Annotated in this window: 20 protein-coding genes; 4 read left to right on the forward strand and 16 right to left on the reverse strand. The window is 70.4% G+C overall.

The features are described 5' to 3' along the window. Positions 1–30: 30 nt before the first annotated feature. Positions 31–546: a disulfide bond formation protein B gene (locus O9Y01_RS20130; protein WP_269633413.1), complete on the reverse strand. Its 516-nt coding sequence runs from the start codon at positions 544–546 to the stop codon at positions 31–33. Further along, positions 546–1013, reverse strand: coding sequence for a RidA family protein (locus tag O9Y01_RS20135; RefSeq protein WP_269633414.1), 468 nt, complete (start codon positions 1011–1013; stop codon positions 546–548). The genes O9Y01_RS20130 and O9Y01_RS20135 overlap by 1 nt, the downstream gene beginning before the upstream one ends. 73 nt (positions 1014–1086) lie before the next feature. Here O9Y01_RS20135 and O9Y01_RS20140 point away from each other — a divergent pair, with 73 nt between their 5' ends. After that, positions 1087–3480 (forward strand): DNA internalization-related competence protein ComEC/Rec2, encoded by a 2394-nt coding sequence (locus O9Y01_RS20140; protein ID WP_269633415.1) that lies wholly within the window; start codon positions 1087–1089, stop codon positions 3478–3480. Between the two features lie 16 nt (positions 3481–3496). Here O9Y01_RS20140 and mltB read toward each other — a convergent pair whose 3' ends face one another. The 8 genes from mltB to O9Y01_RS20180 all read right to left on the reverse strand — a co-directional run bounded on the left by mltB (position 3497) and on the right by O9Y01_RS20180 (position 12615). Then, a complete protein-coding gene (mltB, locus tag O9Y01_RS20145; protein ID WP_269633416.1) occupies positions 3497–4696 on the reverse strand; it encodes a lytic murein transglycosylase B in 1200 nt (399 codons plus the stop codon). A gap of 130 nt (positions 4697–4826) precedes the next feature. After that, positions 4827–5564: an MOSC domain-containing protein gene (locus O9Y01_RS20150; RefSeq protein WP_269633417.1), complete on the reverse strand. Its 738-nt coding sequence runs from the start codon at positions 5562–5564 to the stop codon at positions 4827–4829. A gap of 19 nt (positions 5565–5583) precedes the next feature. Then, positions 5584–6381, reverse strand: a complete 798-nt coding sequence (locus O9Y01_RS20155) for a hypothetical protein (protein ID WP_269633418.1) — start codon at positions 6379–6381, stop codon at positions 5584–5586. 120 nt (positions 6382–6501) lie between these two features. After that, positions 6502–7857, reverse strand: coding sequence for a Gfo/Idh/MocA family protein (locus O9Y01_RS20160; protein ID WP_269633419.1), 1356 nt, complete (start codon positions 7855–7857; stop codon positions 6502–6504). 139 nt (positions 7858–7996) lie between these two features. After that, positions 7997–8455 carry a hypothetical protein gene (locus O9Y01_RS20165; RefSeq protein ID WP_269633421.1) on the reverse strand — a complete coding sequence of 153 codons (459 nt, stop codon included), beginning with the start codon at positions 8453–8455 and terminating at the stop codon, positions 7997–7999. Positions 8456–8570: 115 nt separating this feature from the next. Continuing rightward, positions 8571–10652 carry a transglutaminase family protein gene (locus O9Y01_RS20170; RefSeq protein WP_269633422.1) on the reverse strand — a complete coding sequence of 694 codons (2082 nt, stop codon included), beginning with the start codon at positions 10650–10652 and terminating at the stop codon, positions 8571–8573. Then, entirely contained in the window at positions 10649–11671 is a 1023-nt protein-coding gene (locus tag O9Y01_RS20175) for a DUF58 domain-containing protein (protein ID WP_269633423.1), read from the reverse strand. The genes O9Y01_RS20170 and O9Y01_RS20175 overlap by 4 nt, the downstream gene beginning before the upstream one ends. Before the next feature lie 5 nt (positions 11672–11676). Then, a complete protein-coding gene (locus O9Y01_RS20180) occupies positions 11677–12615 on the reverse strand; it encodes an AAA family ATPase (protein WP_269633424.1) in 939 nt (312 codons plus the stop codon). Positions 12616–12688: 73 nt separating this feature from the next. On the opposite strand from O9Y01_RS20180, the gene O9Y01_RS20185 reads away from it, so the two are divergent. After that, positions 12689–13624 carry a histone deacetylase family protein gene (locus O9Y01_RS20185; protein WP_269633425.1) on the forward strand — a complete coding sequence of 312 codons (936 nt, stop codon included), beginning with the start codon at positions 12689–12691 and terminating at the stop codon, positions 13622–13624. Between the two features lie 67 nt (positions 13625–13691). After that, positions 13692–14960, forward strand: a complete 1269-nt coding sequence (locus tag O9Y01_RS20190) for a mechanosensitive ion channel family protein (RefSeq protein WP_269633426.1) — start codon at positions 13692–13694, stop codon at positions 14958–14960. Positions 14961–14995: 35 nt separating this feature from the next. Here O9Y01_RS20190 and O9Y01_RS20195 read toward each other — a convergent pair whose 3' ends face one another. From O9Y01_RS20195 to O9Y01_RS20220, 6 genes are all read right to left on the reverse strand, one after another. Next, positions 14996–15127 carry a hypothetical protein gene (locus tag O9Y01_RS20195; protein WP_269633427.1) on the reverse strand — a complete coding sequence of 44 codons (132 nt, stop codon included), beginning with the start codon at positions 15125–15127 and terminating at the stop codon, positions 14996–14998. 18 nt (positions 15128–15145) lie between these two features. Continuing rightward, the gene (locus tag O9Y01_RS20200; RefSeq protein WP_269633428.1) at positions 15146–15577 is read right to left on the reverse strand and encodes a hypothetical protein; all 432 of its coding nucleotides are present in this window, start codon (positions 15575–15577) and stop codon (positions 15146–15148) included. A 199-nt stretch (positions 15578–15776) separates the two neighbouring features. Next, positions 15777–16916, reverse strand: coding sequence for a branched-chain amino acid ABC transporter substrate-binding protein (locus tag O9Y01_RS20205; protein ID WP_269633430.1), 1140 nt, complete (start codon positions 16914–16916; stop codon positions 15777–15779). Positions 16917–17140: 224 nt separating this feature from the next. Beyond that, positions 17141–18667 (reverse strand): fumarate hydratase, encoded by a 1527-nt coding sequence (locus O9Y01_RS20210; RefSeq protein WP_269633431.1) that lies wholly within the window; start codon positions 18665–18667, stop codon positions 17141–17143. Between the two features lie 130 nt (positions 18668–18797). Beyond that, positions 18798–20348 (reverse strand): M4 family metallopeptidase, encoded by a 1551-nt coding sequence (locus tag O9Y01_RS20215; RefSeq protein WP_269633432.1) that lies wholly within the window; start codon positions 20346–20348, stop codon positions 18798–18800. 203 nt (positions 20349–20551) lie between these two features. After that, positions 20552–21187: a TIGR00645 family protein gene (locus O9Y01_RS20220; RefSeq protein ID WP_442952778.1), complete on the reverse strand. Its 636-nt coding sequence runs from the start codon at positions 21185–21187 to the stop codon at positions 20552–20554. A gap of 234 nt (positions 21188–21421) precedes the next feature. Here O9Y01_RS20220 and acs point away from each other — a divergent pair, with 234 nt between their 5' ends. Beyond that, positions 21422–23389 carry an acetate--CoA ligase gene (acs, locus tag O9Y01_RS20225; protein WP_269633434.1) on the forward strand — a complete coding sequence of 656 codons (1968 nt, stop codon included), beginning with the start codon at positions 21422–21424 and terminating at the stop codon, positions 23387–23389. Positions 23390–23751 lie beyond the last annotated feature (362 nt).

The following is a 23751-nucleotide window of genomic DNA, read 5'->3' on the forward strand; positions in this document are numbered from 1 at the left end:
GGGCGGGGCTTGGGCCGGAGCTTGTGGCGCTCAGCGCTGGCGCAGCAGGGTGCGCAGGCTCCAGGCGGCGGCCAGGGCCTGCGTCAGGTACAGCAGCCCGCTCCAGACCTCGTAGGGCAGGCCCAGCAGCTTGTAGGCGGCGGCCTCGTTGCAGCCGGCCGTGGCCATGAAGACCGAGGGCAGGAGCTCGTGCAGGAGCAGGGCCATGACCACCTGGTCTGGGAAGGTCAGGTTGCAGCTGGCCGATTGCGCCGCCACCTCATGCTGCCAGACCGCGGCTGCCAGCCCGGCCAGGGCCAGGCCCGCGACCAGGAGCAGGCTCAAGAGCTGCACGGCCCGGGCGCGGTTCAGCAGCTGGCCTAGCAGCCATCCCAGCCCGGCCACGAAGCCCAGCAGCAGGAACACGCCGCGCTGCATCACGCACCAGGGGCAGGGCCGCACGTCGAAGAAGTGCTGGGCCGCCAGGGCCAGGGCCAGCGAGCCGAGGCTGCTGAGGCAGACCAGGGCCAGCACGCGGCCCGGCCAGGGGGAGGGGCGGTGGAACATCAGGCCAGCACTTCGGCGACGAGGTCGATCTCCACGCAGGCGCCCAGGGGGTTCTGGGCCACGCCGAAGGCGCTGCGGGCATGCTTGCCGTTGTCACCGAAGACCTCGGCCAGCAGTTCGGAGCAGCCGTTGGTGACCAGGTGCTGCTCGGTGAAATCGGGCGTGCTGTTGACCAGGCTCATCAGCTTGATGATGCGCACCTTGTTCAGGTCGCCCACGGCGGCGTGCAGGGTGCCCATCAGGTCGACGGCGATGTTGCGGGCGGCCTGCTTGCCGGCAGCGGTGTCCACGTTCTTGCCCAGCTGGCCGGCCCACACGGCGCCGTCCTTCTTGGCCAGGTGACCCGAGAGGAACAGCAGGTTGCCGGTGCGCACGAAGGGCACGTAGGCGGCCACGGGCACGGCCAGCGGCGGCAGGGTGATGCCCAGGGCGTTCAGGCGGTCATACACAGAGTTGGGGGTGCTCATGTCGGCTCTCGCAGGGGATTGGTGAAAAACTGGCCGGCATCCTACACCCGTGACAGGAACGATGCCGGTGCTCATGCCCGCCGCCTTCATGCTGGGCTGGCTGCTGGGCCTGGCGGGCCTGCACCAGCTGGCGCAGCTGCCCCCGGCCCACTGGCCCTGGCTGATGCTTTGCGGCAGCGCCCTGCTGGCATCGGCCCTGCTGCTGCGCTGCCTGCCGGGCGCCGTCCGCGTGGTGCTGCTGCTGGCCCTGGGTCTGCTGGCGGGCCTGGGCAGCGGCTGCCTGCGGGCCGAGCAGCGCCTGCAGGCCCGCCTGGGGCCGGCGCTGGAGGGGCAGGAGATCGAGGTGCAGGCCGAGGTCCTCGCCCTGCCGCAGGCGGTGCAGGGCTTCGCGGGCGTCCCGGGCTGGCGCCTGGTGCTGGGCCTGGCGCCGCTGCAGGGTCAGGTCTTGCCACCGGGGGCGCCGCGGCAGGTGCTGGCCCTGGGCTATCCGGCCGCCGGGCAGCCGCCCTGGCGCGCCTGCGAGCGCTGGCAGCTGCGCCTGCGTCTGCAGCGATCGCCAGGCCTGGCCAATCCCCACGGCTTCGACCAGGCCCTGTGGATGCTGGAGCAGGACCTCCAGGCCCGCGCCCAGATCCGTCCCGGCCTGCAGCAGCGCCTGGCCGGCGCGCCCTGGCACTGCCTGGCCCACTGGCGCGAGGCCTGGCGCGAGCGCCTGCAGGCCCGCTTGGGCAGCGATGGGGCGGCGGGCCTGCTGGTGGCGCTGAGCGTGGGGGACCAGGCGGCCATTCCCGCGCCCGACTGGCAGGTGTACCGCGACACCGGCGTTGCCCACCTCATGGCCATCAGCGGCCTGCACATCACCATGTTCGCCTGGGGTCTGTCGGCCCTGGTGGCGGCCCTGTGGCGGCGCAGCGAGGCCCTGTGCCTGATCGTCCCGGCGCCCAGGGCGGGGGCCTGGCTGGGCGTGGCGGCGGCCGCGGCCTATGCGGCCTTCACGGGCTGGGGCGTGCCTGCCCAGCGCACCGTCTGGATGCTGCTGGGCCTGGCCTGCCTGCAGCAGGGGGCCTGGCGCTGGCCCTGGCCGCTGAGCCTGCTCGCGGCGGCCTGGGTGGTGTGCCTGCTGGATCCCTGGGCGGTGTGCCAGGCGGGCTTCTGGCTCAGCTTCGGGGCGGTGGCGCTGCTGATGAGCCAGGGGCGCACGCCCGCGGCCCCGGGCTGGCGGGCCCGGCTGGGCGCGCTGCTGCGCGAGCAGGGGGTGGTGACCCTGGGCCTGGCGCCCCTCACCCTGATCCTGTTCCAGCAGCTGTCCCTGGTGGGCCTGCTGGCCAATCTGCTGGCGATTCCGCTGGTGAGCTTCGTGATCACCCCGCTGGCGCTGGCGGGCATCGCCTGGCCAGCCTGCTGGGCCCTCGGCGCCTGGTTGGCCGCGCAAGGCCTGGCCCTGCTGGCGCTGATGGCGGCCTGGCCCGTGGCCGTGCTGAGCCTGCCGGTGGCCGCCGCCTGGGCGCAGGCCGCCGCGCTGGCGGGGGCGGCCCTGATGGTGCTGCCGCTGCCGCGGCCCTGGCGGCTCGCCGGCCTGTGCCTGCTGCCAGGCCTGCTGTGGCCGGTGGTGCCGCGACCGCCGCCGGGCCGCTTCGAGCTGTTGGCGGCCGACGTCGGGCAGGGCACGGCGGTGCTGGTGCGCACCGGGCAGCACCTGCTGCTCTATGACACCGGCCCGCGCTGGGGCGGCGGCGCCGACGCCGGCCAGCGCGTGCTGCTGCCGCTGCTGCGCGCCCTGGGCTGGGGGCCCCTGGACGCGCTGATGCTGAGCCACCAGGACCTGGATCACGTCGGCGGCGCGGCGGCCGTGCTGCGCCAGCTGCGGCCCCCGCTGCTGCGCAGCAGCCTGCCGGCGGGGCACGCCCTGCTGCAGGGCCAGGCGCATGAGCCCTGCGAGCGCGGCCAGCACTGGGACTGGGACGGCGTGCACTTCGAGCTCCTGCACCCCGGCCCGCCCGCGCCGCCGCGCACCCAGGCCGCGGCCCGCCCCAACCACCGATCCTGCGTGCTGCGCATCACCGATGCCCAGGGCCACAGCGCCCTGCTCACGGGCGACGTGGAGGCGCCGGACGAAGCCTTGATGCTGTCAGAGGGTCAGGTCTTGCCCAGCGAGGTGCTGCTGCTGCCCCACCACGGCAGCCGGACCTCCTCGACGCCCGCCCTCCTGGCGGCCGCTGCCCCGCGCCTGGCCCTGGCGCAGGCGGGCTACCGCAACCGCTTCGGCCACCCGCACCCGGAGGTGCTGGCCCGCTACCGCGCCGCAGGCATCCCCGTCTGGCAGAGCCCCGGCTGCGGTGCCTGGCGCTGGCTCAGCGGCGAGGCCTGGCCCCGCTGCGAGCGGGACCGCGATCCGCGCTACTGGCAGCTGCGCGATCTGGGGGCGCAGCCGGCGGCGCCGGAGGAGCTCGAGGCGCCGGAGCCTTGATCCGCCCGGCCGCCGCTCACTCGCTGCCTGCCCGCCGCATCTGCCCCAGCTTGCGCCCCAGGCTGATCACGGCCATGGCGTAGTAGGCGGACTGGTTGTAGCGGGTCAGCACGAAGAAGTTGTCGGTGCCGGCCACGTAGACCGGGGCGGCGTCGCCCATCTGCAGCTCGATGAGGGCGAGCTTGCCGGTGTGCTCCTGGCCGGCCTCGGAAAGGCGGGCGCCCAGGGCCTGCATCTGGGCCGGCGTGAAGGTGGGGCGCACGTCGGGGGCCAGCAGCTGGGCGCGTTCGGCGGTGCCGGCGGGGGCGGCCACGGTGTAGTCGGTGGGCAGGGCGCGCTGCCAGCCGTGCTGGGCCAGGAAGTTGGCCACGGAGCCAATGGCGTCGGCCGGGCTGTTGATGAGGTCGGCATGGCCGTCGCCGTCGAAGTCCACGGCATGGCGCATCCAGCTGCCGGGCATGAACTGGCCCAGGCCCAGGGCGCCGGCGTAAGAGCCCTTGAGGGCCAGCGGATCCAGGCCGTCGCGCTGGCACAGCAGGAGGAACTGGTGCAGCTCCTCGCGGAAGAAGGGGCTGCGGTCGCTGCGGCCGGTGGGGAAGTCGAAGCTCAGCGTGGCCAGGGCATCCAGGACGCGGAAGCCGCCCATGATGCGGCCGTAGAAGGTCTCGACGCCGATGATGCCCAGCACGATCTCGGCGGGCACGCCGTAGGCCTCTTCCGCGCGGGCCAGGGCCTCGGCGTTGGCCTCCCAGAAGGCCAGGCCGGCCTGCAGGCGGCGGGGTTCGACGAAGCGGTCGCGGTAGGCCATCCAGTCCTTGGCCGTGCCGGCGGGCGTGGGCATGATCAGCCGCTGCACGCTGGGCAGGATGCGGGCCTGGGCCAGCACGGCGGCGATCTGCTCGGGCGGCTGGTTCAGCGAGGCCGCGTGCTCGGCGGCGAACGCCAGCACGGCGGCGGTCTGGCCCAGGGCCGGGGCCTTGGCGTCGGCACTGCCGGGGGCGGTGCCGCCCTTGGTGTGGCGGGCGGGTTTGGCGGCCTGTGCCTTCCTGCCGGGGGCCGGGGCCTTCTTCTTGACCGCGGCTGCAGGGCGGGCGGCCGAAGCCGCGACGGGCGCCGAGGCGGCCTCCTGGGCCTGCAGCAGGGGCGCTGTCAGCAGCCCGGCGGCCAGCAGGGCCAGGGCGAGAAGGGGGCGGCGAAGGGTCGAGGGCTGCAGCAAGATGGAAAAGCGCGAACGCTGGCGGAGTGATTGCGGGAAGGCGGGCGCAGAGCATAAGGGATTCGCCGGCCGCCACGCCGCTCGCAGGTCATCACATGCAACTTGAGTCACGAGTGGCTACAGGAGGGGCTCAGGGCTCCAGGCTCACCGGATCGCCGGCCCGGACAAGACCTGGCACCAGCACCTGCGCATAGACCCCGAACTTCATGTCCGCGGCCTGGGCGATGTGGCGCAGCACGCCGGCTTCCCGAGCCAGCTCGCCCTGGGCCAGGGTCACCATGCCGCAGCGCTCCGTCGCGGCGCTGATCCGCAAGCGGACAGCATTTCCCAGACGCAGCGTCCGGCCCATCCAGGCCAGCTCCACGGGTGCCGCCGGCACGCCGGGCTCGCACTGGATCAGCAGATTGGGCCGGAAGCGGCGGGCATCGACATCCACGCCAGGCAGAGCCTCGCCCAGCCACTGCAGCGAGGCCGTGCTCAGCAGATGCACCGGCCCCGCATCTAAGTGCGAGACATCGGCCTCGCGGGCCAGGGTGACGGGCTGGCCCAGTGCCTCGCTCAAGGCGCCGTCCAGGGCGGGTGAGTCCCCACGCAGCAGTTGGCCGTCGGGAAAGCGAAGCTCGGGCAGCGCAGTCCCCTGGTCGTCTTCGACGTAGTGCGCGCTGAAGTCCAGCAGGCCGTCCATCTGGCGGAAGCGCCGCGTGCTCTTGCCGCTGCCGAACTTGCCTTCGGGATTGCGCACGGCCAAGAGGCGGTCGCCCACCACGCCGCGGGCCTCGAAGCGCAGCGAGGTGCAGGCCTCGCCACGCAGGGACTTCACGGGATAGCGCCACAGCGCGGCTACGCAGCCCAGGGGCGTCGTGTGCATGCAGGGTCCGGGCCCGGGCTCACTGGCCGTGGGGCGCCAGCGCCTGCCAGGCCCCCGGCCCCTCGCTGCGCAGCACGGCCAGGCATTCATGGAACCAGGCCTGGGCCTGGGCGTGCTGCTCGGCCAGGTCCTCGAGGTCGCGCACGAAGCTCAGGCGTTCCAGGCGCCTGCAGACCTCGGCCGGCAGGTCGCGGGCCAGATAGCGCGGGCCGAAGCCACGGCGGGCGGGGCAGTGCAGCAGGCGCAGGGCCTCCATCAGCGGGCGCACCGTCATGGCCTGATAGAAGTGCAGGGCCTCGACGGCGCGGCCGCGCAGGCGTTCCTTGGTGGGGATGTGCTGGAACATCTCGAAGGCGCTGGCCAGTACGGGAATGCGGGCGCGGGCCGCGGCCAGGTCCTGCTCGGCGTCGAGGTGCGATTCCTGCAGCACGCCGGTCCTGTCATGCCAGACCCGGCCGTGGCCGTGCAGTTCGACCTCGCGGAAGAGCAGGGGGTCGCTGCGCCGGATCAGCACGAGGTCCAGTACCAGGAACTCGCTGCAGTCGCGCAGACGGTAGAAGCGCTGGCGGTAGCCCGCGGTGCCGGTGACCTCGTGCTGCAGGGCGATGGGCGAGAGCGCACCGAGCGCGGCCTCCACGGCGGCGAACACGGCCTCGATGGCCTCGTCGGCCACCACCAGCACGGCGTCCACGTCCGAGAGCTCGTCGCGGTAGCTGAAGGCGGCGCTGCCCCCCTCCCAGGCCGCGTCGACATCGGGGTGGGCGGCCAGGGCAGCCTGCAGGGTCTCGATCAGCAGGGAGCGGGCAATGGGCTTCATGCGCCGTGATTGTGGCGAGCGACCGCCGCGGCGCCATCGGTCATGGTCAGCCCGCGCCGGGCCGCACCGTCCAGGACCGCCGCCGTGCGCAGGCGTTCACAAGAGCAGGGCTCGGCGCCCTCAATAGGCGTCGTTGAAGGCGAAGATGGGCTTGCGCGACTTCCACAGGCCCCGGGTGAAGTCCGGGAAGGCCAGCGTCTTGAAGCCCTCGGCGATGGACTGCTCGGACAGCGGCGTGATGGCGCTCCAGGCCACGGCGTCGTAGATGTCGATGGGCATGGGCGCCTGGGCCTTCAGGGCCTCGACAAAGGCGTGGACCACGAAGAAGTCCATGCCGCCATGGCCTGCGCCTTCGGCCCGCGCCGCGTGCTTCTTCCACAGGGGATGGTCGTAGCGGTCCTGGTAGGTCTGGAAGTCCTCCCACTGGTGGGGTGGGCTCTTGCCTTCGATGTGGATCGAACGGTTGAGGTCCATCCACAGGCCGTCCGTGCCCTGCACGCGGAAGCCCAGCGAGTAGGGGCGGGGCAGGGAGGTGTCGTGCTGCAGCAGGATGGTCTCGCCGTTCTCGCAGGCCAGGGTGGTGGTGACCACGTCGCCGAGCTGGAAGCGGGTGCTGGCGCTGGGGTGATCGGCCGGCGCCTTCATCTTGCGGTTCACGTAGTCCTGCAGGCCACGGGCCTTGCTGGCGAAGCTGCTGATGTGGGTGAAGCGGTTGCCTCGGTGGATGTTGGCGTACATGGCGCAGGGGCCGATGCCGTGGCTGGGGTAGAGCTCGCCGTTGCGCTGCACGGCGTGCTGGGTGCGCCAGCGCGCCTCGGACCAGCCCTTGGCGCCGAACTCGACGCCGCCGCCATAGGGTCGGGCCGGGTCGCCGCTGTTGAACTTCACGGCGCGCAGGTCATGCTGGTAGCCGCCCTGCAGATGCACCAGCTCGCCGAAGAGGCCGGCGCGCACCATCTGCAGCACGGCCATGACGTCGCGCCGGTAGCAGACGTTCTCCAGCAGCATGTAGGGCGTGCGGGTGCGCAGCTGGGTGTCGAGCACCTCCCAGTGGTCCTGCAGGCTGATGCCGGCCACCACCTCGCAGCCCACCGGCACGCCGGCCTCCATGGCGGCAATGGCCATGGGCGCATGCCACTCCCAGGGCGTGGCGATGATGACGCCGTCCAGCCCCTTCAGCGCCAGCAGGCGGTGGAAGGCCTGGGGGTCGGCGTCCTCGCCGAAGACGCGGGGCTGGGGCCGGCCGGCCTTCTCGCACTGGTCCAGGGCCTTGCGCAGCATCAGGGGCTCGATGTCGCACAGGGCGGCCACCTCCACGTCCTCGCGCCGCAGCAGCTCCTTGAGCAAGACCTGACCCCGCATGCCGGTGCCGATCATGGCCAGGCGCAGGCGCTCGCGGCCGGCCAGGGCGCGACCGGGCAGGCCCGCGGCCAGGCCCAGGGCGGCGGTGGACTGGAGAAAGTGACGTCGTTGCATGGTCGCTGAAGCCTCGAGCGAGTGGAGCGGGTTGCGCCGCGGATGATGGCAGCGCCAGGGCGTGTCCGGCACTGCGTCAATCCCGGAGCCGGCATGAAAAAAGGGCTCCCCGCGGGGAGCCCTGTCGCGCAAGGACTGCTTACTTGGCGACTTCGGCCGGCGTCACCGGCTGGCCGTTCTGCTCGGTCGAACGATCGAAGACCAGGCTCTTGCCGAACTGCAGCTGCACCCAGGTCGGGTAGGTGTAGGCGGTGCCCTTGTTGTGATCGATCAGGGCGCCGATGCCGCCACCCAGGATGATGTTGCCGTACATGCCCGAGTTCGCGCGGGACACGGCGCGGGCGGTGGCGTCGGGGTTGCCGGGATGGGTGCACAGGATGTCCAGGTCCTTGCCGGAGCGGCGGATCTGGGTGGTGTCGCCCGACTTGACGTTGAAGCTGCCGTAGTCATTGGTCAGCTTGCAGTCTGCGCCGGTGATCATCTCGCCGGTTTCGCCCTTGGTCTCCACCTTCATCGGGTGGGTGCTGTCGTTCATCACGGATGCGCAGCCGCTCAGGGCCAGGGCGCCCACCACGGCGCCGATCGTTGCAAATTTCAAGGAGTCCTCCCAGGGTCTTTGTTGAAATGGGGCCGCAGTGTAACCAGTTGTTTGCGGGACGCCGGGCAGGGTTTCCGGGGGGCTCGGGGGCGGCATCACCGCGCAAGCCGGACGCTCAGGCGGGTCGGCGCAGCGTGCGCAGGGCCTGCCGCCAGCCGCTGCGCCAGGCCTGGGCGGGGGCCTGCGGGCCGGCGCCGTAGCGGGCCTGATCCCAGCTGCGCAGCAGGGCGGCGGCGGTCTGCGCGGCGGGCCCCATCACCGCCTCCAGGGCCTGGGCCCAGTGGCTGTAGCTCAGGTGCAGCGGGGCGGGGACGCCCAGCCGGCTGAGGTCTTTCTGCACGCTCAGGCGCTGGCGCGTCCAGGCGTCGCGGGGGCGGCTCTGCCAGGCGTTCCAGGCCAGGGCCAGGACCAGCACGCCGGCGATCAGCCCCGCGGCGGCCTGGCCGAGCGCGGTCCAGTCGGGGCTCTCGAAGCCCAGCTTGCTCAGCAGCTTGAACTGGTCCTGGCGCGCATAGCCCAGCACCCACTGCTGCCAGCGGTTGTCCAGGCTTTCCCAGCCATTGCGCAGGCGCCGCCAGAGGTCGGGGCTGACGGTGCCCAGCATGCTGCCGACCAGGCCGGGCGGCGGCTCCAGGATCTGGCCGCGCTGGATGCGGTAAGGCGCCACGGCGGCCGTGGGATCGGCGCGCACCCAGCCCCGGTCCGCCTGCCAGTACTCCGCCCAGGCATGGGCCTGGGACTGCCGGACAACCCAGAAGCCGTCCTGCGGTTCGGGGTCGGCACCCTGGTAGCCGGTGACCACGCGGGCGGGCATGCCCATGGCCCGCATCATCACGACGAAGGCACTCGCGAAGTGCTCGCAGAAGCCCAGGCGGCGGTCGAACCAGAACTCGTCGATCAGGTGCGGGCTCTGCTCGCCATAGCGGCCCGGCGACAGCGTGTAGCTGAAGGGCTGCTCGTGCAGGTGCTGCAGCAGCGCCTCCGCCGCGGCCGCCGGGCGCCGGGACTCCGGCAGCGCCGCCAGGGCCGGGCGCTGCAGCAGGGCGCGCGCAAAGGCCAGGCTGCGCGGGTTCAGGCCGGGGGGCAGGTCCAGGTAGTCGGACAGCTCCCGGGCGTCCAGCTGCTGCGGCAGGGCCTCGCTGGCGGGATGGGCCAGATGCTGGAAGCGCAGACGCTCGGTCAGCGGGCGCTGGGTGCGCCAGACATGCTCGCGGTCCAGGCGCAGGCGCAGCTCGTCCAGCTGCAGGGTCTCGCCGGCGGCGCTCGGGTCCAGCTCCAGCATGGGCAGCATGCGGATGCGCAAGGGCTCCAGCGTGAGCTCGTAGCGAAGCCGCGGGCCGGTGGTCCGGGCCTGGCGGCGGGCGGGGTCCAGCGGGGGCTCGCCCGAAGGCAGCTCGTCGGTGGCGGTCCAGAGGCGGCCGTCGAAGTCGCTCAGCACCGGGCCGCGGAAGTACCACTGGCGCGGATCTGGCTGGCCCTCCAGCACCCGCAGCCGCATGGCGATGCTCTGGTCGTTGGCGATCTCGCTGATGCCGCCGAACTGGAGGCGGTCGGACAGGCCGGTGCGTCCCACGCCTTCGGCCGGGATGCCCCACAGCGGCCCGATGCGGGGGAACAGCAGGAACAGGGCCACCATCACCGGCAGGCCCTGCAGCGTCACCCGCGCCGCCTGCCTGGCGGCCAGGGCCAGATGAGGCTGGCCCAGGGGCATCTGGGCCAGCACCAGCGCGGTCAGCAGACCCCAGGTGCAGGCCACGGTCCACAGCGCCGTCAGCAGGGACTGGGAATAGAGGAAGTGGGTCAGGACCAGGAAGAAGCCGAGGAAGAACACCACGAAGGCGTCGCGCCGGGCCCGCAGTTCCAGGGTCTTGAGCCCCATCAGCAGGACCAGCAGGGTGATGCCCGGCTCGCGGCCCAGCAGGGTGCGGAACTGCAGCCAGTTCGCGAGCACGGCCACGCCCAGCACGAGGGTGAGGGTCCAGCGGCCGGGCAGGGGGCGGTTGGAGGCGGCCAGCCAGCCCCGCCAGCCCAGCACCAGGCCGGCCAGGCCCAGGCACCAGGCGGGCAGGTGGTCCGCGTGGGGCAGCAGGGTGGCGGCGATCAGGCCCAGCAGGAAGAAGGTGTCCCGCGCCTCGCGGCCGGGCGGTCGCCAGCGCAGGGCCTGCCAGGGCCAGGTCTTGCCTTCCGTTGCGCTCATGCCGCTGGCTCCTGCTCCTCGGGCAGGCCATGCAGGGCCAGCGCGCGCAGGCAGGCCTGCAGGTGGCCGTCGCCGCTGTCGGGATCCAGCTGGCGGCCGGGGATCTGCAGGCCGAAGCGCAGGCCCTGGCCATCGGCCTGGCGCACCCAGGCGCAGAGGCGGGCCAGGCGGGCCTCGTCGTCCAGCCCGGCGGTGTCGGCCCAGCGCAGCCACAGAGCCTGGCCCTGGGGCGGCAGGCGCTCGCGCACCCACCACTGCGGCGGGGCGTCGCCCTGGGGCAGGGCCTTCTTCCAATGGATGTCCCGCGGACGGTCGCCGCGCTGGTAGGGGCGCAGGCCCTGGACCTCGTCGCCGCCGCGCGCGCCGGCGGCCGGGGTCTGCAGGCGCGGGCCGTCACCGCTGCCGCCAGGCAGGGCGGGCGGCAGCGCCTCGGCCCTGGGATAGACCAGCAGCGGGCTGGCCGGCCGCCAGTAGCTCCAGGCGCGGAACAGGCCCAGGGGAAAGCGGGTTTCCAGGCGCAGGGCGGGCAGGGCGTGCAGGCCGCGGGGCAGGGCGGGCAGGGCCACCTGGACCTGGGCATGGCCCTGGGCGGGCACGTCCGCCCAGGCGCTGCCGCCCAGCGGGTCGGCCTTCAGGAACTGGCGCCACTCCCGGCGGTCTGCCGCCAGGGCGATGCCGTAGCGGGCGGGGCCGGCGTTGTGCAGGCGCAGCAGCAAGGGCGCCTCGCTGCCGGCCTCCACGGCGTCGGGCGGGCGCAGGTCCAGGTCCAGGCCGCGCAGATTGGCATGGGTCGCCAGCATGGAGGCCAGTCCGGCCCCGGCCAGCAGGAAGCTCAGCGCAAAGCCCAGGCTCAGCTGCTCGTTGATGGAGGCCAGCAGCAGCACCGCCAGCGTGGCGCAGAAGAACAGGCCCGGCCGCGTGGGCAGGATGTAGAGGTTGCGCTGGGTCAGGTGGTGGGTGTCGGCACGCGGGTGGCGGGCGCTCCACCATCGCTGCCAGCGGCTTGCGAGCGAGGCCATGACCGTCAGGGCAGCGGGACAGCTTCCAGCATGGCCCGCACCTGCTCGACTGCGCCGCGCCCGCTGCCGGGCCGGGGGCGCAGGCGGTGGGCGATGGTCTGGGCCAGGATGCCTTGCAGGTCGTCCGGCGTGACGTGGTCGCGGCCACGCAGCAGGGCACGGGCCCGCGCGGCGCGCAGCAGGGCCAGGCCGGCGCGGGGCGAGAGGCCATCGCTGAACCACTGGCCCGATCGGGTGGCGCCCAGCAGGGCCTGCAGATAGTCCAGCAGGGCCGGCGAGGCGTGGACCTGGGGAATGCGAGCCTGGATGGCCAGCAGCTCCTCAGGTTGCATCAGCGCCTGCAGGTGGCGGATGGCCTCGCGGCTGTCCTGGCCCAGCAGCATTTCGCGCTCGGCCGCGCGGTCGGGCAGGCCCAGGCTGATGCGCATCAGGAAACGGTCCAGCTGCGACTCCGGCAGCGGGTGCGTGCCCAGCTGCTCGCTGGGGTTCTGGGTGGCGATCACGAAGAAGGGGCGGGGCAGGGCATGGGTCTGGCCGTCGGCCGTGACCTGGTGCTCCTCCATGGCCTCCAGCAGGGCACTCTGGGTCTTGGGACCGGCGCGGTTGATCTCGTCGGCCAGCAGGACCTGGGCGAAGACGGGGCCCGGGTGGAACTGCCAGCCGCCGCGCTCGCGCTCATAAAGGCTGACGCCCAGGAGGTCGGAGGGCAGGAGGTCGGCGGTGAACTGCACGCGGGAATAGCGCAGCCCCAGCGAGACGGCCAGAGTGTGCGCCAGGGTGGTCTTGCCCACCCCCGGGAGGTCCTCGATGAGCAGGTGGCCGCCTGCCATGAGGCAGGTCAGGCAATCCTCGATCTGTAAGGCTTTGCCGCGGATGATCGTGCTAATCTGGAGCGACAGGGCCTCGAACCGGCGGGCGATGCTGGCGGGGGATAGGTCTTGCATAGGCCAAGCACCATAACCCAAATGCAGGGCGATGGCTTGCGCCATACAAGAGTTCCTGGAGACCGTGCCTGCGATGTCCACCGCCTTCCTCAGTCACCCCGACTGCCGCCGCCATGACATGGGCGCCGGCCACCCCGAATGCCCGCAACGCCTGGACGCCATCGACGACTGGCTGATCGCCAACGGCCTGGACATCGCCCTGAGCCGCCATGACGCACCGCTGGCCGAGCTGAAGGACGTCGAGCTGGCCCACACCCACGGCTATGTGAGCGAGATCCGCGACGTGCTGGAGGCCGTGGCCGCCAGCGGCGAATGCAAGGCCATCGACCCGGACACCATCGCCAATCCCTACACCTGGAGCGCCGCCCTGCGTGCCGCCGGCGCCGCCGTGCGGGCCACGGACCTGGTGCTGGACCGCCAGGCCGAGAATGCCTTCTGCGCCGTGCGCCCGCCGGGCCACCATGCCACGCGGGACCAGAGCATGGGCTTCTGCTTCTTCAACAACGTGGCCATCGCCGCCCGCCACGCGCTGGACGTGCGAGGCCTGGACCGCGTGGCCGTGGTCGACTTCGACGTGCACCACGGCAACGGCACGGAAGACATCCTCGCGGGCGACGACCGCGTGCTGATGGTGGGCATCTTCCAGCACCCGCTCTATCCCTACAGCGGCGCCGTGCCCAAGGGCGAGAACATGGTCAACGTGCCCATCCCGGCCTACACGCGGGGCGGGGAGATCCGCGAGATGATCGAGGCCATGTGGATGCCCGCGCTGGAGCGCTTCCGCCCGCAGATGATCTTCATCTCGGCCGGCTTCGACGCGCACCGCGAGGACGACCTCGGCCAGCTGGGCCTGGTCGAGGCCGACTACGAATGGATCACCCTGCGCATCAAGGACATCGCCGCGCGGCATGCCCAAGGGCGCATCGTCTCGGTGCTGGAGGGCGGCTACCATCTGGGGGCCCTGGCGCGCAGCGTGGGAACGCATCTCAGAGTCCTCACGGGCGTCTGATCATTCCCTGGCGCAAGGCTCACAAGGGCGGCTGCAGGCCGCCCTTTTCGGTTTCTGAAGAAAGTGCATGAGTACCCAATCCCTTGATTTCGAGGAAGTGCAGCGCCTGCTGTCCTCCTTCGCCACGACGTCGGCCCTGATGGAGCTGGGCCTGCTCCTGGGCTGCCTGGCCCTGTCGTGGCTGATCGTCTCGCGCCTGAAGCGCTTCATGCAGGACCGCCCGGCCTCGGTGCTGTTCGGCAGCCATGTGGTGGACGGCGTGCTCTTCCCGGTGCTGGCCCTCGTGGCGGCCTTTGCCGCGCGGCGGGCGCTGCCCATGCTGGGCATCAAGTCGGCGGTGTTCAAGCTGATCATCCCGGTGCTGGTGTCCCTGGTGGTGATCCGGCTGACGGCCCGCGTGCTGCGCGCGGCCATGCCGGAGTCGCGCTGGGTGGGCCTGCTGGAGCGCAGCGTGTCCTGGCTGGCGTGGGGCGGCTCCATCCTGTGGATCACGGGCCTGCTGCCGGCGGTGATGGAGGAGCTGGAGAACATCTCCTGGAAGATGGGCAACAGCCAGGTCACGCTGCGGGCCATGATCGAGGGCAGCCTGACCGCGGTTTTCGTGATGGTGCTGGCGCTGTGGCTCTCGGCCGTGATCGAAGGGCGCCTGCTGCGCAATGCCACGACGGACCTCTCCCTGCGCAAGATCGCCGTCAACCTGACACGGGCGGTGCTGCTCTTCATCGGCCTGCTGCTGGCGCTGAGCGCCGCGGGCATCGACCTCACCGCCCTGGGCGTGCTGGGCGGCGCCGTGGGCGTGGGCCTGGGCTTCGGCCTGCAGAAGCTGGCGGCCAATTACGTCTCGGGCTTCGTGATCCTGGCCGAGCGCTCGCTGCGCATCGGGGACATGGTCAAGGTCGACAACTTCGAGGGCCGCATCTCCGACATCAAGACCCGCTACACCGTCATCCGCGCCCTCAATGGCCGCGAGGCCATCGTGCCCAACGAGACCCTGATCACCACCCGCGTGGAGAACTCCTCCCTGGCCGATCCCAAGGTGCTGCTCAGCACGGTCGTGCAGGTGGACTACTCAGCCGACCTGGACGTGGTGATGCCCGCCCTGGTCACGGCCGTGTCCGAGGTGCCGCGCGTGCTCAAGGACCCCGTGCCGACGGTGCAGCTGAGCAACTTCGCCGCCGACGGCCTGGAGCTGACCATCGTCTTCTGGATCTGCGACCCCGAGAACGGCCAGGGCGGCGTGCGCTCGGAGGTCAACCTGAGCATCCTGCGCACGCTGCGCCAGATGGGGGTGGAGATCCCCTATCCGCAGCGGGTGGTGCATCAGGGCAAGACCTGACCCCTGCCGCTTGCCATGGGGGGCCGCCGACGCCCTCAGTGGCTGGACAGGAAAATCCCGATCGCGACCACGCCAAGCCCGACAAGGGCCGCGACGACCACCGCTGCAGCCAGGGTCTCGCGAGCACGCTGCTCGTCACGGAAATGTGATTTGATCCAGGCGTTCACTGTTGACGCTCCATCGATTCAGACGCCGCTGGTGCGGAAATGCACGAGGGCGTAGGCTGCTGCGGCCAGCGCGGTCAGGATGACCGACGCAAGAAGCGTAGCAAAGTGCTGCGGCCACCTCACGCCAGCAGGGACATTGACCACGGTGGGAAATACGGAGCCACCAGCGGCCAGCAGCGCGCTCAGCAGCAGCAGGAAGATGAGGCCGCCGTTGGCCCACCCCGCAAGGTCATGCGCCAAGGGCCTTGCCGATGCCCCGGGTTCGGCGATCTCGTAAAGGGCCGACACGCAAAAACCCATGGCCCCCCAACAAAGCTGCCCATCCTTGATGGGCGTCAGCAACCTCAGTTGCGCAGCGACGTTCGGCGGGAGCGGGAGAAAGCAGAAGAGCCCGAGCAGCACCAAGGGCGCCAGGAGCGGAACGACAACGGTCACCAGGAACCACCCCATCAAGCCTCCTTGGCACATTGTTGGACACGGGGCCGTCCATGGCTCAGGTGGCAGAGAAGCCTGCATGGGCGGTCGCCGGAGTCTATGGGCCATGCGTCGCTCGTGCCCGGCGAAGCTCCTGAAGTGTGGTGAGCCGCGCATGAAAAAACGCGACCCGAGGGTCGCGTTCTTCATGGGGCCGCAAGAGCCGTCGAGGCGCTCAGTCCCAGTCGCGCGTGCGCATCACCGAGGCCCAGCGGCCCTTCTCGATGGCATAGACGCTGATGGTGCCGAAGGCCTGCTCGCCGGCTGCGTCGTAGCGCAGGCTGGCGGTCACGGGGCCGTGCAGGTCCAGCTCCTTCATGGCGGCCAGCACCTTGGCGGGCGCGGCGCTGCCGGCGCGGATCATGGCCAGCGTGATGGAGTGGACGGCGTCGTAGGCGTAGTGGGCGCCGTAGACGACTTCCTGCTTGGTGGCCGCGGCGAAGCGGGTCTCGAAGCTGCGGCCGGCGCTGAACTCGTAGGGCTCGATCACGGGCGAGGTCGAGTAGACCGCGCGGATCGGCATGTCCATCTTGGGCAGCAGATTGGTCTTGATGGTGTCGCCGCCCAGCAGCACGGCATCGCGCAGGCCGGCCTTGGCCATGCCTTTGACCAGGGCCTCGACCTGGAAGTCCGCCAGGGTGGTGATCACGCCATCGACCTTGGCGGCCACCATCTTGGCGATGAGGTCGTCGAAGGTGGTGGTCTTGGCGTCCAGCGAGGCCGCCAGCGCGGCTTCCTTGCCCTTCTTCTTGAAGAGGCTCTGCACGCCGGCGATCAGGGCCTTGCCGTAGGGCGTGCCGTCGTCGACCAGGGCCCAGCGCTCGGCCTTCAGGTTGGACAGCGCGTAGCTGGCCATGGCCTTGGCCTGGAGGTCGTCATTGGCGACCAGGCGCAGGGTGGTGGCCAGGCCCAGCTGGGTGTACTTGGGGTTGGTCGAGATGGCCAGCTGCGGGATGCCGGCCGCGGCGTACACGGGGGCGGACTCGATGCTGACGCCTGAGTTCAGGTTGCCGATCACCGCCACGACGCCGGCGTCCACCAGCTCCTGGGCCACCTTCTTGCCGGTGGCCGCATCGGACTTGTCATCGCGCGAAACCACCTCCAGGGTGATGGCCTGGTTCTTCACGGAGAAGTGGGCCTCGTTCAGCTCCTTCACGGCCAGCTGCACGCCGGCCAGCATGTCCTTGCCCAGGGCAGCCAGGGGGCCGCTTAGCGGCTGAGCCACACCGATCTTGACCGTGTCCGGCAGGCGCGAGCAGGCACCCAGGAAGGGGGCGAGGCCGCCGGCGAGTAGGAGGTTTCTGCGTTGAATCATGGGGGCCTTTCAGAAAGCTGCGCCATTCTAGAAAGCCTGGCACGCGCGCCAAGCCCGTGGGTGGCGCGAATGAGACTTCCTGTAGCAATTGAATGAGATTTCCACGCCCGGGCGCCGGTGGATTCACCGTGAAATCTCAGTGAGAACCCTGAAAAAAAGGCCATCGCGGGGCGATGGCCTGGTGGAGAGTCCCCCGCTTCCGGGTTTTCCCGGGGCGCGCTGGATCAGGCCACGGTGACCGGAATCTTGCCGATCTTGGCCTGCCATTCGGCCGGGCCGGTCTGGTGGGCGCTGGTGCCGCCGGCGTCCACGGCCACGGTCACCGGCATGTCGGTGACGTCGAACTCGTAGATGGCTTCCATGCCCAGGTCCTCGAAGCCCACGACCTTGGCCGCCTTGATGGCCTTGGAGACCAGGTAGGCCGAGCCGCCCACGGCCATCAGGTAGGCCGACTTGTGCTTCTTGATGGACTCGATGGCGACGGGGCCGCGCTCGGCCTTGCCGATCATGGCGATGAGGCCGGTGTTGGCCAGCATCATCTCGGTGAACTTGTCCATGCGGGTGGCGGTGGTCGGGCCGGCCGGGCCCACGACCTCGTCACGCACCGGGTCGACCGGGCCCACGTAGTAGATGACGCGGTTGGTGAAGTCCACGGGCAGCTTCTCGCCCTTGGCCAGCATGTCCTGGATGCGCTTGTGCGCGGCATCGCGGCCGGTGAGCATCTTGCCGTTGAGCAGCAGGGTCTGGCCGGGCTTCCAGCTGGCCACCTCGGCGGGGGTCAGCGTGTTGAGGTCCACGCGCTTGCTCTTGTTGTAATCCGGGGCCCAATGCACGTCGGGCCAGAGGTCCAGGCTCGGCGGCTCGATGTAGCTAGGGCCCGAGCCGTCCAGCACGAAGTGGGCGTGGCGGGTGGCCGCGCAGTTGGGGATCATCGCGATGGGCTTGGAGGCCGCGTGCGTGGGGTAGGTCTTGATCTTGACGTCCAGCACCGTGGTCAGGCCGCCCAGGCCCTGCGCGCCGATGCCCAGGGCGTTGACCTTCTCGTACAGCTCGATGCGCAGCTCTTCCAGCTTGTCCTTGGGGCCGCGCTGGAGGAGCTCGTACATGTCGATGTCGTCCATCAGGGCTTCCTTGGCCAGCAGCGCGGCCTTCTCGGCCGTGCCGCCGACCCCGATGCCCAGCATGCCCGGCGGGCACCAGCCGGCGCCCATGGTCGGGACGGTCTTGAGCACCCAGTCGACGATGTTGTCGGAGGGGTTGAGCATGTAGACCTTGCTCTTGTTCTCCGAGCCGCCGCCCTTGGCCGCGACGATGACGTCCACCGTGTTGCCGGGCACCACTTCCATGAAGACCACGGCCGGCGTGTTGTCCTTGGTGTTCTTGCGCTCGAAGATGGGGTCGGACAGCACGGAAGCGCGCAGCTTGTTGTCCGGGTGGTTGTAGGCGCGGCGCACGCCCTCGTTGATGGCGTCCTGGATGGAGCCGGGGAAGTCGCCCCAGCGCACGTCCATGCCGATCTTCAGGAAGACGTTGACGATGCCCGTGTCCTGGCAGATCGGGCGCTTGCCTTCGGCGCACATGCGCGAGTTGGTCAGAATCTGCGCGATCGCGTCCTTGGCCGCGGCGCTCTGCTCGCGCTCGTAGGCGCGGGCCAGGTGCTGGATGTAGTCGGCGGGGTGGTAGTACGAGATGTACTGCAGGGCGGCGGCGACGCTGTCGACGAGGTCGGCGTAGCGGATGGTGGTCGTCATGGCTTTGGAGGCGGGGTCGTGAACCTGCGCGGGATTATCCCGCAGGCGGCTGACGGGCCTTTGACGCCTGACAGCCGCCCGCTGCCCGAGTCTGGAGATGCCGTGGCCCCCCCGACCGGCAGCCCCGGGCTCAGGGCCTGCCGACGGCGGTCCAGGCGGCCGCCACGGCGCTCTGCTCGGCGGAGCCGGCGCCGAAGAGGTCCCCCGCCGCGTTGAGCGTGGCGCTGCGGGCGCCGGCGTAGTTGGTGCTGGAGGTCATGTAGACCGTCAGCGCGCGGTACCAGATCTTCTCGGCCTTGGCGCGGCCGATGCCGGCCAGGGTGGCCGTGCCGGTGGCGACCCGGGTGTCGCCTGCCTTGCAGGTCTTGCTGGGGCTGCCCGCGTTCGTGCCTTCGGCCAGGAGGTAGAAGAAGTGGTTGGCCACGCCGGAGGAGTAGTGCACGTCCAGGCTGCCCACGGTGCTGTACCAGCAGTCCGCCGAGCGGCCGTCGCTGCTGGGCTGGATCATGGAGCGCAGGGCACTGGCGCCGCTCTTGTAGAGCTTCTCGCCGATCAGGTAGTCGCCGGGGTCGTTGGCATTGGCTGCGTAGAACTCGACAGCGGTGCCGAAGATGTCGCTGGTGCCCTCGTTGAGGCCGCCGGACTCGCCCGAGTAGGTGAGGTTGGCGGTGCGGCTGGTGACGCCATGGGTCATCTCGTGGCCGGCCACGTCCAGGGAGTCGAAGGGGTTGAAGGTGGTGCCGTCGCCGTCGCCGTAGGTCATGCAGAAGCAGGAATCCGACCAGAAGGCGTTGTTGTAGTTGCGGCCGTAGTGGACGCGGTTGTAGGCGCCCACGCCGTCATTGGCGATGCCGCTGCGGCCGTGCACGTTCTTGTAGTAGTCCCAGGTCACGGCCGTGCCGTACTGGGCGTCCACGCCCACGGTCTGGCGGTTGGCCAGGCTGCCGTCGCCCCAGGCGTTGTCGGCGTCGGTGAAAAGACTGCCCTTGCCGCCCTGCTTGTTGCCCATGTCCACGGTGTACTGGCCGCCGCGCGAGGGGTCCTTCAGCTCGTAGCCGGTGCCCGTCGAGTTGGTCACCAGGCCGACGGTGCCGTTGAAGAAGCCGCGGCCGCTGCCATTGGCGGCGCCGGTGTGGACGTCGTCCCAGGCATCGAGCACCACGCCCGAGTCGGCGTCGACGATCACATGCATCTCGCTGGGCGTGCCGTCCTCGCGCTGGCCGGACAGCTGCACCTCATAGGCCAGCACGGGCGCGGCGCCGCGGGCGTAGACCACCGCCTCGGGCCGGCCGTTCGCCGAGAAGCCGGGATGGCGGGCCCGTGCGGCGTCCAGGGCGCCTTCCGACCTCAGCCGAGCCTGTGCGGGCAGGCTGATGCCGTACTGCAGCGTGCGCGACATGGCCCGCAGCTGGCCCTGGCGGTCCGCATGCACGACCAGGTCGCCGCCGATCACGCGCAGGCCGCGGAAGGTGCGGTCGAAGCGCACATGGGTGCTGCCGTCGGCGTCGGTGACCATGTCGCGCATCTCGTAGGCGTGGCCCTCGCCATGCAGGGACAGGCCGGGGTAGGCGGCGATGTGCGTGCGGGCCTGCCGCTGCGTGTCGGCAGGGGCGGCGGCTGCCTGGGCGGCGCCCAGTGAGGCCAGGGCCAGGGCGATGGCGGTGCAGTGGAGTGGCTTCATGGCTTGCGTCCCGGTTGAGTGCAATGAAGGCGGCCGACGCATCTGCGCGTGGCCCGATGCTTGCGTGCGAGCGCCTTCTGGGCGTCCACCGCGGCCTCGATCTTGTACGCCCGACGCCGGCGCCTGGCCATCCCCCGACTGTCTCCCTGTCGCATGAAAAAGGGGCCCCGCGGGGCCCCTGTGCTGTGGCGATGTGAACCGGATCAGTGCCCTTCGGTCTCGCTGCCGTGGCCCCCATGCGCGCTGGCCAGCAGCTTGTCCGTGTAGGCGATGGCCATGGCGGAGAGCAGGAAGGCGATGTGGATCAGCGTCTGCCACATCAGGGTCTTCTCGCTGTAGTTGTCGGCGTTGATGAAGGTCTTGAGCAGGTGGATGGACGAGATCCCGATGATGGCCGTGGCCAGCTTCACCTTGAGCACCGAGGCATTCACGTGGCTCAGCCACTCGGGCTGGTCCGGATGGCCTTCCAGGTTCATGCGCGACACGAAGGTCTCGTAGCCGCCGACGATCACCATGATCAGCAGGTTTGAGATCATCACCACGTCGATCAGGCCCAGCACGACCAGCATGATGATGGTCTCGTTGAGCTTGGCGATGGGCTCGTAGCCGACGATGGCGCCGCTGGCGTCCTTGATGGCTGCGGCCTTGTAGCCGATGCTCTTCACCAGCGTCACCAGGGCCTCCTGGTGGCCGAAGGCCGCCTCGATCAGGTGCACGAGCTCGGTCCAGAACTGAAAGACATACACCGCCTGCGCCAGGATCAGGCCCAGGTACAGGGGCAGCTGCAGCCAGCGGCTGCCGAACATCAGGGCGGGCAGGGGGCCCAGCTTGCGATTCATTTGGGAACTCATTGGTAACTTCCAGGTGGGATCGGCGGCGATTCTAGTGAGACGATCGCGGGCGCATTGTGAAGCAGTCGGATCTCCCGCGCCGGTGTCCCGGCGGTGCAGGAGCCACAATGCCCGAGAACACTTCTATAAGAGTCAGCGATTCGTCAGTGACGAATCGCACAGTTGGTGCAGCGCAAAAAAGACCACGGGCCAGCGCACGCACCCGTCAAGGAGACCCCAGCCATGAGCAATTCCCAGGAAAAGCTGTACCACCCCAACGAGGCAGCTGCGAAAGCGGCCCATGTCTCGGGTCTGGCGGCCTACGAGGCCCTGTGCAAGGAGGCCGACACCGACTACGCCGGCTACTGGGCTCGTCTGGCCCGCGAGCTGATCAGCTGGAAGACCCCCTTCAGCAAGACCCTGGACGAGAGCCAGGCTCCCTTCTTCAAGTGGTTCGAGGACGGCACGCTGAACGTGTCCTACAACTGCCTGGACCGCAACATCGAGCGCGGCCTGGGTGACAAGACCGCCCTGATCTTCGAGGCGGACGACGGCGCCGTGACCCGCGTCAGCTACAGCGAGCTGCTGGCGAAGGTCTCGCAGCTGGCCAATGTGCTGAAGGCGCGCGGTGTGAAGAAGGGTGACCGCGTGGTCATCTACATGCCCATGTCGATCGAGGGTGTGGCGGCCATGCAGGCCTGTGCGCGCATCGGCGCCACGCACTCGGTGGTGTTCGGCGGCTTCTCGGCCCAGTCCCTGCGCGACCGCGTGCAGGATGCCGGCGCCGTGCTGCTGATCACTGCGGACGAGCAGGTCCGCGGCGGCAAGCACCTGCCCCTGAAGTCCATCGTCGACGAGGCGCTGGCCGACAACGCCTGCCCCACGCTCAAGGACGTGATCGTCTACCAGCGCACCGGCGGCAGCATCGGCTGGACGGCTGGGCGCGACCTGTGGCTGCACGAGGTGCTGGCCGGCCAGTCCACGCAGTGCGAGCCGGAATGGGTGGGTGCCGAGCATCCGCTGTTCCTGCTCTACACCTCTGGCTCCACCGGCAAGCCCAAGGGCGTGCAGCACAGCAGCGGTGGCTATCTGCTGCATGCCGCACTGACCACCAAGTGGACCTTCGACCTGAAGCCGGACGACGTCTTCTGGTGCACGGCTGACATCGGCTGGGTCACGGGCCACACCTACATCACCTATGGCCCGCTGGCCCTGGGCGGCACCGAGATCGTCTTCGAGGGCGTGCCCACCTTCCCGGACGCCGGCCGCTTCTGGCAGATGATCGAGAAGCACAAGGTCAGCATCTTCTACACGGCGCCCACGGCCATCCGCTCGCTGATCAAGGCGGCCGAGTCCAATGAGGCGGTGCACCCGAAGCGGTACGACCTCAGCAGCCTGCGCATCCTGGGCTCGGTGGGCGAGCCCATCAACCCGGCCGCCTGGGAGTGGTACCACCAGCATGTGGGCGGCGGCCGCTGCCCCATCGTGGACACCTTCTGGCAGACCGAGACCGGCGGCCACATGATCACGCCGCTGCCGGGCGTCACGCCCCTGGTGCCGGGTTCCTGCACCTTGCCCTTCCCGGGCATCCAGGCCGCCATCGTGGACGAGCTGGGCAATGACGTGCCCAACGGCCAGGGCGGCATCCTGGTGGTCAAGAAGCCCTGGCCCTCGATGATCCGCACCATCTGGGGCGATCCGGACCGCTTCGTGAAGAGCTACTACCCGTCCGAGCTCAAGGGCTACTACCTGGCGGGCGACGGCGCCATCCGCGATGCCAAGACCGGCTACTTCACCATCACCGGCCGCATTGACGACGTGCTGAACGTCTCGGGGCACCGCATGGGCACGATGGAGATCGAGTCGGCCCTGGTGAGCTGCACCGAGCTGGTGGCCGAGGCCGCCGTGGTGGGGCGCCCCGATGACACCACCGGCGAGGCCATCTGCGCCTTCGTGGTGCTGAAGCGCCCGCGCCCCACGGGAGAGGAAGCCAAGAAGATCGCCAACGAGCTGCGCAACTGGGTGGCCAAGGAGATCGGCCCCATCGCCAAGCCCAAGGACATCCGCTTCGGCGACAACCTCCCCAAGACCCGCTCCGGCAAGATCATGCGCCGCCTGCTGCGTTCCGTCGCCAAGGGCGAGGCCGTCACCCAGGACACCAGCACGCTGGAGAACCCGGCCATCCTGGAGCAGCTGGCGCAGACCAACTGAGTGCCGCGCTGCTGCATCCCCAAGGCCCGCCGTTGCGGGCCTTTTTCATGGGCCTGTGATGGATTGGTGCTTGGTGCTTGGTGCTTGGTGCTTGGTGCTTGGTGCTGGGTGCTGGGGGCGGGGGGCTGGGAGCGACGCGAAGCTTGGCGCGGCCCGGCCTCAGCCCCGCCCGCGTCCGGGCTTCATGTGGGGCGGCCGGCCCTGCGGACCGGCTCCCCTGCGGTGCTCGCGGCCCGGAGCGGGCGCGTAACTCGCTCCATTCGCTGCGCTCATTGCGCTCGAACAAACGCGCCCAGTCAGACAACGAAGCGCGCTGACGCGCGCCGCTCCGACCCGCTGCGCTCCTCGGCACCCCACAAGGC

The organism is Pelomonas sp. BJYL3 (genome assembly GCF_027257975.1).
Lineage (GTDB): Bacteria > Pseudomonadota > Gammaproteobacteria > Burkholderiales > Burkholderiaceae_C > Roseateles_B > Roseateles_B flavus.